We start from the raw sequence: 14,836 nt of genomic DNA on the forward strand, positions 1-14,836 counted from the left end.
GGCTCAGCCGGCCTCTGCGAGGGAGCGGGTGCCCTTGCGGGCATGGACGGCGAGCAGGGTCAGGGCGGCCGGGGTGACGCCCTCGATGCGTGCCGCCTGGCCGAGGGTGCCGGGCCGGATCGTCTCCAGCTTGGCGCGCAGCTCGTTCGACAGGCCGGAGATCGTGCCATAGTCGAGGGAGGCGGGTAGGCGGATCGCCTCGTCGCGCCGGAAGGCGGCGATGTCGGCCTGCTGCCTGTCGAGATAGACCGCGTAGGTCGCGTCCGTCGACAGGCGCTCGGCGACTCGCGGGGCGACCTCGCCGAGTTGGGGCCAGATCGCCGACAGCCGCGCCCAGTCGATCTCGGGATAGGACAAGAGCTCGAAGGCGGAGCGGCGCACGCCGTCCCGGTTGAGGGCGAGGCCATGGCGGGCGGCCTCCGACGGCGTGAGGCTCAAGCCGTCGAGGAGGTCCCGCGTCCGGCGCAGAACCGCCTGGCTCGCCTCGAAATGGGCGGCACGGGCGGCGCCGACGCAGCCCAGGGCGAGGCCGCGCCGGGTCAGCCGCTCGTCGGCATTGTCGACCCGCAGGGACAACCGGTACTCGGAGCGGGAGGTGAACATCCGATAGGGCTCGCTGACCCCCTGGGTCACGAGGTCGTCGATCATCACGCCGAGATAGGATTCGGCCCGGTCGAAGATCGCCGGCTCCGCCCCCGCCACCTGCCGGGCCGCGTTGATGCCGGCGACGATGCCCTGGCCGGCGGCCTCCTCGTAGCCGGTCGTGCCGTTGATCTGCCCGGCGAGGAAGAGCCCCGGCAGGCGCTTGACCTGGAGGCTCGCGTCGAGCTCGCGCGGATCGACGTAGTCGTATTCGATGGCGTAGCCGGGCCGGACGATCCGGGCCTTCTCCAGCCCCGGAATGAGCGCGACGAGGTCGCGCTGGACCGTCTCCGGCAGGGCGGTGGAGATGCCGTTCGGGTAGACGAGCGGCGTGTCGAGCCCCTCCGGCTCGAGGAAGACCTGATGTCCGTCGCGGTCGCCGAAGCGAACCACCTTGTCCTCGATCGAGGGGCAGTAGCGGGGGCCACGGCTGCCGATCTGGCCGGAATACATCGGCGAGCGCGCGATGTTGGCGCGGATCAGGTCATGCGCGGCCTGGGTGGTGCGGGTGATCCCGCAGCGGATCTGGGGGACGGTGATCCGCTCCGTGAGCGTCGAGAACGGCACCGGATCCGCGTCGGCGTCCTGCATGGCGACGGCGGACCAATCGATGGTCGTGCCGTCGAGGCGCGGGGGCGTCCCGGTCTTCAGGCGTCCGAGGCGCAGGCCCAGCCGTTCGAGGGTCAGGGCGAGGCCGATGGCGGGCTGCTCTCCGGCGCGGCCGGCCGGAACCTGCGTGTCGCCGATATGGATGAGCCCCCGCAGGAACGTTCCCGTGGTCAGGACGACGGCGCCGCAGGGCAGATGCCGGCCGTCGCCGAGGACCACGCCGGCAACGGCGCCCTCGCGCAGGACGATGTCCTCGCACGATCCCGCGACGACCGTGAGCCCGACCGTCTCGGCGACGGCCCGCTGCATGGCCTCGGCGTAGAGCCGGCGGTCGGCCTGCGTGCGCGGCCCGCGCACCGCCGGTCCCTTGCTCCGGTTGAGCAGTCGGAACTGGATGCCGGACGCGTCCGCCACCCGCCCCATCAGCCCGTCGAGGGCATCGACCTCGCGCGCGAGATGTCCCTTGCCGAGCCCGCCGATGGCCGGGTTGCAGGAGAGCGTGCCGATGGTCGCGGCATCGTGGGTGACGAGGGCGGTCCTGGCGCCGCAGCGGGCGGCGGCCGCGGCCGCCTCCACGCCGGCATGGCCGCCGCCGACGACCACGACATCGAAGAAGGACGAACCTGAGATCATGCGATTGGCTTATGCGCCCCCGCGCGAGCGGGTCAACGATTCCCTCGGGCGCGCCATGCCGGACGGTGGGGAGCCGCTTTTCCCGCCATGCCCGTCCATGATGCAGGTGCCCGCGTGCCGTGATGGCAAAAGCATCACGGTCGGCGGAAATCCCGCGCCCAGCATGGCGAAATCGTGGCATCCGCTTTGCTTAACCGGAGATTAACGAGCACCATCGGTCTCTCCGGCGAGAGCTCGTCCCCGAGCAACGGCGCACGGGGGAAAGTCTGCGATCGAAGAGGACGCAGGTCATGGGGTCGTGGGTCATCGGGGCGGGCGCCCTGTGTTGCGCGAGCGGTGCCGTCACCCATTTCATCGACGAGACGCGCCACCGCGAAGGGTTCTTCGGGCTCGCGGGCTTTTGCCTGCTGATGACCGGGATGTTCCTCAGCCGCTGACAATCCGGCGGTGCGCGGCGTCACTGGCCGCGTCACTTGCCGATGCAGAAGCCGCTGAACAGCCGGTCGAGGACGTCGTCGACGCCGACATGGCCGCCGATCTCGCCGAGCGCGCGCACGGCGAGACGCAGATCCTCGCAGATCAGCTCCGGCGGCGTCCGCTGGTCCGCCTGCCCGGCCCGTGCCAGATGCGCGGCGCATCGTTCCAGCGCCTCACGATGCCGCTCGCGGGTGACGAGCGCATCGCCGGCCCCGAACGCCGAGCGAGCCCGCTCGTGGACGAGCCTGAGCAACGCCGCGATGCCCGCTCCGCTGACGGCGGAGATCGTCAATTCGGCCGAAGAGGCTCCGCCGGAGCCGCCGTCGGCGGAGGGGGCTTCCAGATCACCCTTCGTGCGGATGACGAGCGAACCCGCCGGCAGGTCGTCCGGCGGATCGGCGGGATCGTCGGCGGGGATCAGGCAGAGCACGAGATCGGCTTGCCGCATCTGCCGCCGGGTCCGGGCGATCCCCTCCGCCTCGATGGCGTCGTCGGACTCGCGCAGGCCCGCGGTGTCGATCAGCACCACCGGCAGGCCGCGCAGGTCGCAGCGGACCTCGATGCTGTCGCGGGTCGTGCCGGGGATGGGGGAGACGATCGCCGCGTCGCGCCGGCTGAGGGTGTTCAGGAGGGTCGATTTGCCGGCATTGGGCGGCCCGGCCAGCACCACGACGAAGCCGTCCCGGAGCCGCTCGCCCGCCCGTTCGTCCGCCAGGACCGCCGTGACGGCCTGGTGAAGCGCCCGCGTCCGCGCCTGCACCACGCGGTCGAGGCCCTGGTCGTCGACATCGCCTTCGTCGGAGAAGTCGAGGGCGGCTTCCGCGCCGGCGAGGCAATCGAGGGCCTCGTCGCGCCAGAGATCGACCTGGCGCGCGAGCGCCCCGTCGAGCTGGCGCAGGGCCTGCCGGCGCTGCGCCTCCGTTTCGGCGTCGACGAGATCGGCGATGCCCTCGGCCTCGGTCAGGCCGATCCGGCCGTTCAGCACCGCCCGGCGCGCGAACTCCCCCGGCAGGGCCGGACGGCATCCGGGAAAGGCGGCGAGGGCGCGAAACACCGCCTGCCGCACGGCGAGGCCGCCATGCAGGTGCAGCTCGGCCATGTCCTCGCCGGTGAACGTGTCGGGGCCCGGCATGAAGACGACGAGGGCCCTGTCGAGCAGGGTCCCGTCGGCGGGGTCGCGCAGGGCTCTCAGGGCGAGCCGTCGCGCGGGTGGGCGGCTCCGGCCCAGGGCCTCGATCAGCGGACCGGAGGCCGGCCCGCTGATGCGCATGACGGAGACGGCGGCGCGCCCGAAGCCGCTCGCCGGAGCGAACAGCGTCAGACCGTCGTCGCTCATCCGGCTGACACCCTCAGGTGTTCATCGAATCGAAGAAGTCGCCGTTGCTCTTGGTCTGGCGCAGCTTGTCCATGAGGAACTCGATGGCGTCGGTGACGCCCATCGGGTTGAGGATGCGGCGCAGCACGTAGGTCTTCTTGAGCGCGTCCGGCGGCACCAGCAGCTCCTCCTTGCGGGTGCCGGAGCGGGTGATGTCGATGGCCGGGAAGATGCGCTTGTCCGACACCTTGCGGTCGAGGATGATCTCGGAGTTGCCGGTGCCCTTGAACTCCTCGAAGATCACCTCGTCCATGCGCGAGCCGGTGTCGATGAGCGCGGTGGCGATGATGGAGAGCGAGCCGCCCTCCTCGATGTTGCGGGCCGCGCCGAAGAAGCGCTTCGGCCGCTGGAGGGCGTTGGCGTCGACGCCGCCGGTCAGCACCTTGCCGGAGGACGGCACCACGGTGTTGTAGGCGCGTCCCAGGCGCGTGATCGAATCGAGCAGGATGACCACGTCGCGGCCGTGCTCGACAAGGCGCTTGGCCTTCTCGATGACCATCTCGGCCACTTGGACGTGGCGGGTCGCCGGCTCGTCGAAGGTCGAGGCGATGACCTCGCCCTTCACCGAGCGGATCATGTCCGTCACCTCTTCCGGGCGCTCGTCGATGAGCAGCACGATGAGGTAGCACTCGGGATGGTTGAGGGTGATCGACTGGGCGATGTTCTGCATCAGCACCGTCTTGCCGGTGCGCGGCGGCGCCACGATCAGGGCGCGCTGGCCTTTGCCGATGGGCGCGACGATGTCGATGATGCGCGGCGAGAAGTCCTTCTTGGTCGGGTTCTCGAGCTCGAGCTTGAAGCGCTTCGTCGGGAAGAGCGGCGTCAGGTTGTCGAAATGGACCTTGTGCTTGATCTTCTCGGGGTTCTCGAAATTGATCGTGTTGACCTTGAGCAGGGCGAAGTAGCGCTCGCCGTCCTTCGGACCCCGGATCGGCCCCTCGACGGTGTCGCCGGTGCGCAGGCCGAAGCGGCGGATCTGGGTGGGCGAGATGTAAATGTCGTCGGGGCCGGGCAGGTAGTTCGAATCCGACGAGCGCAGGAAGCCGAAGCCGTCCTGAAGCACCTCGACGGTGCCGGCGCCGATGATCTCGACCTCCTTGGCAGCGAGCTGCTTCAGGATCGCGAACATCAGCTCCTGCTTGCGCATGGTCGAGGCGTTCTCGACCTCGACCTCCTCGGCGAAGGCGATGAGGTCGGTGGGCGTCTTGGACTTGAGGTCCTGGAGCTTGACCTCGCGCACCGCGACGATGTCGGCGGCTACGGGATCCTCGGTCTGCGATGCCGCGGCGAGGACGTCGTGATCTGGCGTCATGGGAATTCTGGATCGAGGAGGAGAAGGGAGCGAAGGCGTCGGGGATGGTGCGCCGGACGCGTCTGGCGTCTGAGACAGGACCCGCGCGGGCGGCGGGCCTTCCTGCATCGTTCTCGGGTGAGCCCTTGCGGCTCGCGATGCTTGACGGCGCTTATCAGGAGGGTGCCGGCAGCCTTACAGGAAATCGAACGCCGGCTCAAGGCCCTCGCGTCAGCGCCGCCTCAGGCGCACGTAGAGGGCGCCCGCGCCGCCGTGGCGCCGGCCGGCTTCCTCGAACCCGAGGACGACGTGGCTCAGGGACGGCGAGCGCAGCCAGTGGGGCACGCTCCGTCGCAGCACGCCGCGTTCCGAGAAGGCGTCGTCGAAGCCGGCTCCGCCCTTGCCGGTCACGACGAGGACGTGGAGATGACCGGCCGCGCGGGCCCGGATGAGGAATCCGCTCAGGGCCGCGTGGGCGTCGGCCTGATACATTCCGTGGAGGTCGATGCGGGCGTCGATCCGCAGGCTGCCGCGCGACAGACCCTTGCGCGTGCGGTGCTCCAGGCCGTCCGCCGGCAGCGGCCGGGGCGCGGGAGCCTGGTAGGGCGCGCTCGTAGGAAGCATCGGGGCCCGCGCGACGGTCGCCGGTTTCGGCGATTCCACGGCCAAGACGACCTCCTTGGGCGCGGAGGCCGGCACCGGCACGGCGCGTCCGCGCAGGGGCGTGATGAAGCGGGCGACCTCGCTCCACAGGCGGGATTCCTCGCCCGAGAGGCGTCTCGGCCGTCGCGGTCCCCGGCCGTTCACGGGCTCGCCGCTCCGCGCTTCGGCAGCAGCACGACGAAGCCGACCGCGTCGCGCAGGTCGCCCGCGACGGCGCCGGCCTGCGCCCCCGTGCCGACGAACAGGTCGCCGCGCGCCGGGCCGACGATCGCCGATCCCGTATCCGCCGCCACGACGAGCCGGCCGCGATCCTCCCGGCCGGCGCCCGGAAGACGCCCTTCGAGCCAGAACACGGTGCCGTAGGGCCAGAGGCCGGCATCCACCGCGAGGCTGCGCCCCGGAACCAGGGGCGCCTTGGCGGCTCCCGGCGGTCCGAGAGCGGGATCGGCGACCTCTTCGAGCCGGAAGAAGATGTAGGACGCGTTCGCCCGCATCAGGCGTCTGCCGTCCTCCGGGTGGTCGCGCAGCCACCCCGTCCAGCGCGCCAGCGTCAGCCCTTCCAGGGGGAGATGGCCCTCCGCCACGATCAGCTTGGCGATGGAGGTGTAGGGGCGCCCGTTGCGGCCGTCATAGAGCACGCGGACCGAGCGGCCGTCGGGTAGGCGCACCCGCCCCGAGCCCTGGACCTGGAGGACGAACAGGTCCACCGCGTCGCGCAGGAACAGGAGGGGGCGCGCCTTGTCGCCGAGGGTGCCGTCCTCGATGGAGGCGCGGTCGGGATAGGCTTCCAGGCGGTCTCCCACGCGGCGGGCCGCGCGTAGCGCCGGGTCGAGCCCGGCGGGCGACTCCCCCGTCTGGAAGCTGACGAGATCGTCCGGCCGCCCCAGCACGGCGACCGGATAGGCCGCCGACCGCTCGAGCGCGCCGTCGAGCTCGGGCTCGAAATATCCCGTCAGGAAGCCCGTGCGCCGTTCCGGCACCGTCCCGTTCGCCGGGCGCAGGATGCGGAAGGCGTCGAACCGGGTCGCGAAGAAGGTGGCCGCCTCCTCGGGCGCCAGGCTCGCCGCGTCCCGGCAGAGCCGCGCCAGGTCCGCGTCGAGATCCGCCACGGGATAGGAGACCGGCGCGGGGAGCCGGCTGCCGCACACCGCGCGGAGATGGAGAAGCGCCGCGCCCGGATCGGGCCCCGGAAAGCCCGGCAGTTCGCGCAGCGGCACGGGTTCGAGCACCGCGTCGCCGACCCGCTGCGGCGCCGCCGTGGCCACCGCCGCGCCCGAGAGCAGCAGGGCGGCAGCAAGGCCGCCGGCAAGCACGACTCTGCGATCGGCCGTCATCGCCCGCGCGGTCGGTTCAGGAGCCGGCTTCGGTGGCCACGAGCAGCCAGTTCGGATCGCGCGAGCCCAGCGTGCGCGAGAAGGTCCAGACGTCGGGCACCTCGACCACCGCCTCGGCGTTCCCGTCCACCGTCTTGCCCTCCGCGTCGCGGGTGACGGTGATGAGGTGCGAGACGAAATGGACCGTGATCTGGGCGACGCGGTTGCGTACGTCCACGCCGACGATGTCCGCCTTGTCGATGGAGACGAAGGTGGTCTCCATGACGCGATGCGTCTTCTCGCGCTCGTCGATGGCCCGCTCGAAGCCATCGCCGACCTCGCGCGACAGCAGCGACCGCAGGGTCTTTCGGTCGCCCTTGGCGAAGGCCATCACGATCGCCTCGTAGGCGCCCTTGGCGCCCTCGAGGAAGGAGCGCGGATCGAACCCCGGCTCGGCCTGGACGGCGGCGTCGAGCCCTCGGGCGACCGCCGAGCCCGGTTCCGCGAGACCGCTCCAATCGGGCGTGGCGGGCGCGGGGCCGGGCCGTTCCGGCGCGGCGGCCCGGTCGGCGCCCGGCAGGCGCACGACGTTGTCGCCGTCCCCGCGCGGGGGCGGCTCCATCCGGTTGCGCTCCACGGGCTTGAAGGGAGAGCGCTCGGTGCCGGTCTTCTGGCCGAGCACCGACCGGAGCCGCCAGATCACGAACGCCGCCAGGGCCAGGAAGATGACGGTCGTAATATCGAAGCTGTCCTGCATCACCAATCCGCTGGCGCCTGTCCGCGTTCACGAACCGGAAGTCGGCAATCCGCTCGTCGTGCCGGACCCGCACCGTGAAGTCACGCGCTAAGGACGACGCCGCGAGGCCCCGCCTTATTCATGCTCCGCATATGGCGTGAATCCGGGAGGCATTCCAGAGAGGCGGCCGCTTTCATGTGGCCGTCCGCGCGGGAAGACGCGCCGGAGGCAGGGCGGCGGGCGGGTGCTTGTCCCCACCGGGTCGCCGTGTTAGCGCGCTCGGCATCTGCGGAAGGCCCTCGCGGAGACGCTGGGCGCAGGCAAGATCCGGCAACGTTCGGGATCGGCGTCCGTCACCACGCCGGCCGCGACGGACACCATTCGGAGAGGACCAGACGCCATGGCCGATTCCCCGGCACCGAACGGCAACGGCGGCGCAACGCCGCACACCGACGACGCTCCCGCGATCAACGCGCTGGCGCAATACGCCAAGGACCTGTCGTTCGAGAACCCGAACGCACCGCGCTCCCTTCAGCCGCAGGAAGGGACCGGCCCGCAGATCAGCATCCAGGTGAACGTCAACGCGCAGCAGCTCGCCGAGGCGGATTTCGAGGTCGAGCTGACCCTCGAGGGCAACGCCAAGATCAAGGACGAGGTGCTCTTCGCCTTCGACCTGAAATATGCCGGCGTCTTCCGCATGCGCAACATCCCGCAGGACCAGCTGCACCCGGCGGTCATGATCGAGTGCCCGCGCCTGCTGTTCCCCTTCGCCCGTCAGATCGTGGCCGAGGCGGTCCGCAACGGCGGCTTCCCGCCGCTCTACATCGATCCGATCGATTTCGTCGGCCTCTACCGCCAGAAGGCGATGGAAGCGCAGCAGGCCGGCGCGCCGCTCGCCTCCTGAGGACCGGCGCTCCGCCCTGACGCGGACGCACGAGACCTGAAACCGGCCCGGCGCCTCTCGTGCCGGGCCTCGCTCTTGAGACAGACCGCCGTCACGCATCCGGGAGGGCGGACAGCCCGCAGGCGGACGATCCCGATGGCGAAAGCCGGAACCAGCAAGGCCGACACCCTCAAGCCCCGGCTGCCGCGCGGCCTGGCCGACCGGCGCGAGGGCGAGATCCTCGCCCAGGGCAGGATGCTGGAGGTGATCCGGCAGACCTTCGCGCTCTACGGGTTCGAGGCGCTCGAGACGCCCTTCATCGAGTACACCGAGGCGCTGGGTAAGTTCCTGCCGGATCTCGACCGGCCGAACGAGGGCGTCTTCTCGTTCCAGGACGACGACGAATCCTGGCTCTCGCTCCGCTACGACCTCACGGCGCCTCTCGCCCGGTTCGTCGCCGAGAATTTCGACGCGCTGCCCAAGCCCTATCGCAGCTTCCGCAACGGCTACGTCTTCCGCAACGAGAAGCCCGGCCCCGGCCGCTTCCGCCAGTTCATGCAGTTCGACGCGGATATCGTCGGCGCCAGCGGGTCCGTGGCCGATGCCGAGATCTGCATGATGGCCGCCGACACGCTCGACCGTCTCGGTCTGGCGGGGCAGTACATCGTCAAGCTCAACAACCGCAAAGTCCTCGACGGGGTCATGGAAGCCGTCGGGCTGCTCGGGGACGGCGAGGCGGGCCGCCGGCTGACCGTCCTGCGCGCCATCGACAAGCTCGACCGGCTGGGCCGCGACGGCGTCGCCCAGCTTCTCGGCCCCGGCCGCAAGGACGAGAGCGGCGATTTCACCAAGGGCGCCCATCTCTCCGACGACGCCATCCGGCATATCCTGGCCTATACCGAATCGTCCGGCCCCGGCGCGCCGGAGGGCGAGGACGCCTTCGCCCCCTGGTTCGCGGCGGTGGGCCATTCGGAGAGCGGCCGGGAGGGCATCGCGGAACTGCGCGAGATCACGCGCCTGTGCTCCGCCGCCGGGTATGGCAGCGACCGCATCCGTGCCGATGCCGGCATCGTGCGCGGGCTCGAATACTACACCGGCCCCGTCTACGAGGCGGAGCTGACCTTTCCCGTCACGAACGAGGACGGCCAGCTCATCCGGTTCGGATCGGTGGCGGGGGGCGGGCGCTACGACGGCCTCGTCGGCCGCTTCCGCGCGGAGCCGGTGCCGGCGACCGGCTTCTCCATCGGGGTGTCGCGCCTGTTCTCCGCGTTGCAGGCGGTGGGCAGCCCCCTCGCCGCCCCGGTGGCCGCTCCAGGACCCGTGGTCGTGCTCGTCCTCGACCGCGAGAACGTCGCCGACTACCAGCGGCTCGTCTCCTCCCTGCGCCGGGCCGGGATCCGTGCCGAGATCTATCTCGGCAGCGCGGGCATGAAGGCCCAGATGAAATACGCCGACCGGCGGCATGCGCCCCTCGTCGTGATCCAGGGCTCGAACGAGCGCGAGGCCGGCGAGATCCAGATCAAGGATCTGATCGCGGGGGCCAAGGCATCGGAAGGCATCGCCAGCAACGCCGAGTGGAAATCGGCCCGGCCGGCGCAGTTCTCCGTGCCCGAAGCCCAGATGGTCGACCGCGTGAAGGCGCTGCTCGCCGAGCACTTCCCCTGATCGCCGGCGGGTAGGACCGATAACCCTGCGCAGTCATTGGGCGCCGCGCGGTGTCGCCAAGGCTGCCGTCCCTTGCTAGAGGAGCGGCCGACAGACCGTACGGACCGATCATGACCGCGCCGGCAGGAGACGACGCCCCCAGTTGGGCCATGCAGGAACGGCTCGGCGCCTTCTTCGCCCAGGCCGGCTACAGACCCGTCACGACGCCCGTGCTTCAGCCGGTGGAGACGTTTCTCGAGCTGTCCGGGGAGGACATCCGCCGCCGCATCTTCGTGACGCAGGACGCCAACGGCGCGGAGCTGTGCCTGCGCCCGGAATTCACGATTCCCGTCTGCCGGGCCCATCACCTGCGCAACGCGGGCGAGGCCGCCGATTACAGCTATTGCGGCCCGATCTTCCGGCTGACCACGGCGGGACCGAGCGAGGTCTTCCAGGCGGGCATCGAGTCGATCGGCCGCGAGGACATCGCCGCGGCGGACGCGGAGATCCTCGGCTTCGCCATCGAGGGGCTGCGGCTCCTCGGCCGCCCGCACGCGGCGGTCCGCTTCGGCGACATGGGGCTGACCATCGCCCTGCTCGACGCGCTCCAGGTTCCGCCCCCCGTGAAGCGGCGGACGCTGCGGGCCCTGGCGGCGCGGCGGCCCCTCGACGAGATCACCACGGTCTCGTCCCACGACGATCCCAATGACGGGCTCCTCACCGCCATCGAGGGGCAGGATCCCTCGGCGGCGCGCGTCTTCGTCGAGAACGTGCTGTCCATCGCGGGCTTCTCCCATGTCGGCGGCCGGAGCGCGGCGGATATCGCGGAGCGGTTCCTCGACAAGGCGGCGGCCAAGGCCAGCGGCGGCACCGGGCTGAACCCGGAGAACCGCGCCGTCATCGAGCGCTATCAGGCGATCAAAGGCTCTCCCGACCAGGCCCTCGACGCCCTGAAGGGCCTGGCGCGCGAGGCGAACCTGCAAGGCGCCGCCTTCCGGCAGGCGATCGACCTGTTCGAGGAGCGGATCGGCTTCATCGAGGCCCGCGCCGGCACCGAGGTCGATCTGCGCTTCCACGGCGGGTTCGCGCGAAACCTCGACTACTACACAGGCTTCATCTTCGAGATCGTCGCGGGTCCGGCCGACGCGACGGAGGCGGCCGAGGGCGTCCTCGTGGGCGGCGGCCGCTACGACAACCTGCTGGCCCAGCTCGGCAGCGCGACGCCGCTGCCGGCGGTCGGCTGCTCGTTCTGGCTCGATCGGATCGTGTCCTCGGGGGAGCGTCATGCCTGATCGCAAGGTGGCTCCCGGCACTGCCGCCGGCGAGAGGCCGCTCGTCCTCGCCATGCCGTCGAAGGGGCGGCTCCAGGAGAACGCGACGGCCTTCTTCGCGCGGGCTGGCCTGAGCCTCTCACAGGGGACCGGGGCGCGGGACTACACGGGCCGGATCGCGGGCGTGCCGAACCTGGAGGTGCGCTACCTCTCGGCCTCGGAGATCGCCAACCAGCTCGCGAACGGGGCCGTCCATCTCGGCGTCACCGGGGAGGACCTGATCCGCGAGACCCTTCCGGTCGCCGAATCGCAGGTGGAGCTGCTGACGCCCCTCGGGTTCGGGCAGGCGACGGTGGTCGTCGCCGTGCCCCAGGCCTGGATCGACGTGCGCACCATGCGCGACCTCGACGAGATCGCCGTGGAGATGCGTCTCCGGCACGGGCGCAGGCTGCGGGTGGCGACCAAGTACCTGAACCTCACCCGGCGCTTCTTCGCCGAGAAGGGCGTCGGCGACTATCGCATCGTCGAGAGCCTGGGCGCGACGGAGGGAGCCCCGGCGATCGGCTCCGCCGAGCTCATCGTCGACATCACGACGACGGGCGCGACCTTGAAGGCCAATGCCCTGAAGATCGTCGACGACGGCGTCATCCTGCGCTCGCAGGCGAATCTGGTCGCCTCCCTCAAGGCGGAGTGGACGCCCTCGCAATGGCGGACGGTGCAGGTCGTCCTGCGCCGCATCGCCGCCGAGGAGGCCGCCCGCACCAGCCGCGAGATTCGCTTCGCCGCGTCGGGCCTCGACGGCGCCGCCCTGGAGGCCGCCATCGGGCGGCGCGGCGGGGTGGTCGCGCTGTCGGGCGAGGAGACCGTCCTCCGCTGCCCGGCGGACGCGGCCTTCGACCTCTCCGACGATCTGGTGAGGATGGGCGCCCGCTCCGTCACCGTGCGCCAGCTCGATTACATCTTCAGCTCGGAGAACCTGCTGGCGGACCGGCTGTCCGCGCGCCTGGGCCTGTCGCAGGAGCCCGCCTGAAGCGGGCCGGCCGCGCCGGTATCCGAGGCGCGGTACGGCGGCTCGCCTGTTTCGCCGCCCGGCCACAAGGTCGCTGTTCACGCCCGCGCGGGGGCGTGGTAGCAGATGCCCCACGATCCCTTGAGCGGCGGGCCGAGAGGCCATCCCCGCAGCCGGCAGGCTTTTCGCTTCCTCTCGTGAGGACACCGGTGAGCCCCTTCGTCCATCGCCGGCCACGCCCGAGCCTCGATCACTCTCCATGACCCAGCCCGTGCATCCGAGCGTCTCCGCCGCTCAGCCCGACGCCGCGCAACCGGCGGCGGCCCCCGGCCCCGCGTCCGGCGAGGGGGGCGGCAAGGCGGCCGTGCCGGCCGGCGCTCTCGACGGCGCCGAGGCCGGCCACGACCATGCCAAGGCCGGTTTCCGCACGCTGCTCGTGGGCTGCATCGGCGTCGTCTACGGCGATATCGGGACAAGCCCGCTCTACGCCTTCCGCGAGGCGCTGGCGCCCGCGCGGGCGGACAACGTCCTGCTCGCGGAGGAGGTCGTCGGCACGGTCTCGCTGATCCTGTGGGCGCTGTTCCTCATCGTCACGGTCAAGTACGTCATCATCCTGCTGCGCATGGACAACAACGGCGAGGGCGGCATCCTCTCGCTGATGGCGCTCGCCCGGAAGGCGCTCGGCGGCTCGCGCACCGTCTTCATCCTCGGGCTGCTCGGCGCCTCGCTGTTCTACGGCGATTCGGTCATCACCCCCGCGATCTCGGTGCTCTCGGCGGTGGAGGGCCTGAAGCTCGTCACCCCGGCCCTGGAGCATTACGTGCTGCCGATCACGGTGGCGATCGTCCTCGCGCTGTTCCTCGTCCAGAGCCATGGCACGGAGCGCGTCGCCAAGTTCTTCGGGCCGATCATGGTGGTCTGGTTCCTGGCGCTCGCCGCGGCGGCCGTTCCGGCGATCATCGTCAGCCCCTCGGTGTTCCAGGCGCTCAACCCCTGGCACGCGGTGCATTACCTGCTCGGCCACGGCAGCGGGGCGCTGATCGCGCTGGGCGCGGTGTTCCTGGCGGTGACGGGAGCCGAGGCGCTCTTCGCCGATCTCGGGCATTTCGGCCGCCGTCCGATCCAATTCGCCTGGATCGGGCTGGTCTTCCCCTGCCTCGCGCTGAACTACCTGGGCCAGGCGGCGCTGGTGCTGGCCAAGCCCGAGACCACCGACCCGTTCTACCAGCTCGTGCCGGAATGGGGCCTGATCCCGATGGTGATCCTGGCGACGCTCGCCACCGTCACCGCGAGCCAGGCGGTCATCACCGGCGCCTTCTCGCTGTCGCGGCAGGCGATCCAGCTCGGCCTGCTGCCGCGCCTGGAGATCCGCCACACCTCGGAGTCGCATTCGGGCCAGATCTTCCTGCCGCAGATCAACACGCTGCTGATGATCGGCGTGGTGGTGCTGGCGATCCTGTTCCGCTCCTCCTCGGCGTTGGCCTCGGCCTACGGCATCGCCGTGACCGGCACGATGCTGCTCACCGCGAGCCTCTCCTTCATCGTGCTGTGGCGCTACTGGAAGCTCTCGCCGATCCTCGCGGCGGCGGCGATCATGCCCTTCATCGTGATCGAGTTCCTGTTCCTGCTCTCGAATCTGCTGAAGGTGTTCGAGGGCGGCTACGTGCCGCTGCTGGTGGCCGGCTGCCTGATCGTCCTGATGTGGACCTGGGTGCGCGGGGTCACGATCCTGTTCAACAAGACCCGCAAGACCGACGTGCCGCTGATCGAGCTCGTCGGCATGCTGGAGAAGAGTCCCCCGCACCATGTGCGCGGCACCGCCGTGTTCCTCACCAGCGACCCCGAGATCGCGCCGGCCGCGCTGCTGCACAACCTCAAGCACAACAAGGTGCTGCACGAGAAGAACGTCGTGCTCACCGTCGAGACCGTGGACACGCCGCGCTCGGCCGCCGCCGACAAGGTGCGGATCGAGCCGATCGGGCCGCATTTCTACAAGGTCGTGATGAAGTTCGGCTACATGGAGACGCCGAACATCCCCCGCACGCTCACCCTGCTGCGCCGCGAGGGCTTCAAGTTCGACATCATGGCGACGTCGTTCTTCCTGTCGCGGCGCTCGATCCGTCCGGCCGCGCATTCGGGCATGCCGCTCTGGCAGGACAAGATCTTCATCACCCTGGCCAAGAACGCCAACGACGCCACCGACTTCTTCCAGATCCCCACGGGCCGCGTGGTCGAGGTGGGCACGCAGGTGACGGTCTGACCTGACCGTCCGAGCCGGATCGGGGACGCG

At 70.7% G+C, this 14,836-nt stretch carries 12 protein-coding genes; 6 read left to right on the forward strand and 6 right to left on the reverse strand.

Annotated features, from left to right (window positions below; translation table 11 throughout):
* Positions 1–3: 3 nt before the first annotated feature.
* Complete coding sequence (mnmG, locus tag ACP56T_RS07050; RefSeq protein ID WP_430911412.1) at positions 4–1,884, reverse strand: tRNA uridine-5-carboxymethylaminomethyl(34) synthesis enzyme MnmG; 1,881 nt, start codon at positions 1,882–1,884, stop codon at positions 4–6.
* Between the two features lie 290 nt (positions 1,885–2,174).
* On the opposite strand from mnmG, the gene ACP56T_RS07055 reads away from it, so the two are divergent.
* On the forward strand, positions 2,175–2,321 hold the full coding sequence (locus ACP56T_RS07055) for a hypothetical protein (RefSeq protein WP_430911413.1): 147 nt from the start codon (positions 2,175–2,177) through the stop codon (positions 2,319–2,321).
* A gap of 32 nt (positions 2,322–2,353) precedes the next feature.
* Here ACP56T_RS07055 and mnmE read toward each other — a convergent pair whose 3' ends face one another.
* From mnmE to ACP56T_RS07080, 5 genes are all read right to left on the reverse strand, one after another.
* Positions 2,354–3,697, reverse strand: a complete 1,344-nt coding sequence (gene mnmE / locus ACP56T_RS07060; protein WP_430911414.1) for a tRNA uridine-5-carboxymethylaminomethyl(34) synthesis GTPase MnmE — start codon at positions 3,695–3,697, stop codon at positions 2,354–2,356.
* Positions 3,698–3,710: 13 nt separating this feature from the next.
* Positions 3,711–5,048: a transcription termination factor Rho gene (rho, locus tag ACP56T_RS07065; protein ID WP_430911415.1), complete on the reverse strand. Its 1,338-nt coding sequence runs from the start codon at positions 5,046–5,048 to the stop codon at positions 3,711–3,713.
* A gap of 210 nt (positions 5,049–5,258) precedes the next feature.
* A complete protein-coding gene (locus ACP56T_RS07070; protein WP_430911416.1) occupies positions 5,259–5,834 on the reverse strand; it encodes a Smr/MutS family protein in 576 nt (191 codons plus the stop codon).
* Positions 5,831–7,024 (reverse strand): murein transglycosylase A, encoded by a 1,194-nt coding sequence (gene mltA, locus ACP56T_RS07075; RefSeq protein ID WP_430911417.1) that lies wholly within the window; start codon positions 7,022–7,024, stop codon positions 5,831–5,833. Before mltA ends, ACP56T_RS07070 begins: the two co-directional genes overlap by 4 nt.
* Before the next feature lie 16 nt (positions 7,025–7,040).
* Entirely contained in the window at positions 7,041–7,760 is a 720-nt protein-coding gene (locus ACP56T_RS07080) for a Tim44/TimA family putative adaptor protein (RefSeq protein ID WP_430911418.1), read from the reverse strand.
* A 379-nt stretch (positions 7,761–8,139) separates the two neighbouring features.
* On the opposite strand from ACP56T_RS07080, the gene secB reads away from it, so the two are divergent.
* From secB to ACP56T_RS07105, 5 genes are all read left to right on the forward strand, one after another.
* Positions 8,140–8,643: a protein-export chaperone SecB gene (gene secB, locus ACP56T_RS07085; RefSeq protein WP_430911419.1), complete on the forward strand. Its 504-nt coding sequence runs from the start codon at positions 8,140–8,142 to the stop codon at positions 8,641–8,643.
* Between the two features lie 135 nt (positions 8,644–8,778).
* A complete protein-coding gene (gene hisS, locus ACP56T_RS07090; protein ID WP_430911420.1) occupies positions 8,779–10,287 on the forward strand; it encodes a histidine--tRNA ligase in 1,509 nt (502 codons plus the stop codon).
* 110 nt (positions 10,288–10,397) lie between these two features.
* Positions 10,398–11,558 (forward strand): ATP phosphoribosyltransferase regulatory subunit, encoded by a 1,161-nt coding sequence (locus ACP56T_RS07095; RefSeq protein WP_430911421.1) that lies wholly within the window; start codon positions 10,398–10,400, stop codon positions 11,556–11,558.
* Positions 11,551–12,567, forward strand: coding sequence for an ATP phosphoribosyltransferase (gene hisG, locus ACP56T_RS07100; RefSeq protein WP_430911422.1), 1,017 nt, complete (start codon positions 11,551–11,553; stop codon positions 12,565–12,567). Before ACP56T_RS07095 ends, hisG begins: the two co-directional genes overlap by 8 nt.
* Before the next feature lie 238 nt (positions 12,568–12,805).
* Positions 12,806–14,806, forward strand: coding sequence for a potassium transporter Kup (locus ACP56T_RS07105; protein ID WP_430911423.1), 2,001 nt, complete (start codon positions 12,806–12,808; stop codon positions 14,804–14,806).
* Positions 14,807–14,836: the final 30 nt, after the last annotated feature.

The sequence above is a fragment of the Methylobacterium endophyticum genome (assembly GCF_050591105.1).
Classification (GTDB): Bacteria; Pseudomonadota; Alphaproteobacteria; order Rhizobiales; family Beijerinckiaceae; genus Methylobacterium.

Excerpts from the sequence above, each read along its gene's own strand:
- mnmG (WP_430911412.1), bottom strand. The coding sequence starts at position 1,884 with ATGATCTCAGGTTCGTCCTTCTTCGATGTCGTGGTCGTCGGCGGCGGC.
- ACP56T_RS07055 (WP_430911413.1), top strand. The coding sequence starts at position 2,175 with ATGGGGTCGTGGGTCATCGGGGCGGGCGCCCTGTGTTGCGCGAGCGGT.
- mnmE (WP_430911414.1), bottom strand. The coding sequence starts at position 3,697 with ATGAGCGACGACGGTCTGACGCTGTTCGCTCCGGCGAGCGGCTTCGGG.
- rho (WP_430911415.1), bottom strand. The coding sequence starts at position 5,048 with ATGACGCCAGATCACGACGTCCTCGCCGCGGCATCGCAGACCGAGGAT.
- mltA (WP_430911417.1), bottom strand. The coding sequence starts at position 7,024 with ATGACGGCCGATCGCAGAGTCGTGCTTGCCGGCGGCCTTGCTGCCGCC.
- ACP56T_RS07080 (WP_430911418.1), bottom strand. The coding sequence starts at position 7,760 with ATGCAGGACAGCTTCGATATTACGACCGTCATCTTCCTGGCCCTGGCG.
- secB (WP_430911419.1), top strand. The coding sequence starts at position 8,140 with ATGGCCGATTCCCCGGCACCGAACGGCAACGGCGGCGCAACGCCGCAC.
- hisS (WP_430911420.1), top strand. The coding sequence starts at position 8,779 with ATGGCGAAAGCCGGAACCAGCAAGGCCGACACCCTCAAGCCCCGGCTG.
- ACP56T_RS07095 (WP_430911421.1), top strand. The coding sequence starts at position 10,398 with ATGACCGCGCCGGCAGGAGACGACGCCCCCAGTTGGGCCATGCAGGAA.
- hisG (WP_430911422.1), top strand. The coding sequence starts at position 11,551 with ATGCCTGATCGCAAGGTGGCTCCCGGCACTGCCGCCGGCGAGAGGCCG.
- ACP56T_RS07105 (WP_430911423.1), top strand. The coding sequence starts at position 12,806 with ATGACCCAGCCCGTGCATCCGAGCGTCTCCGCCGCTCAGCCCGACGCC.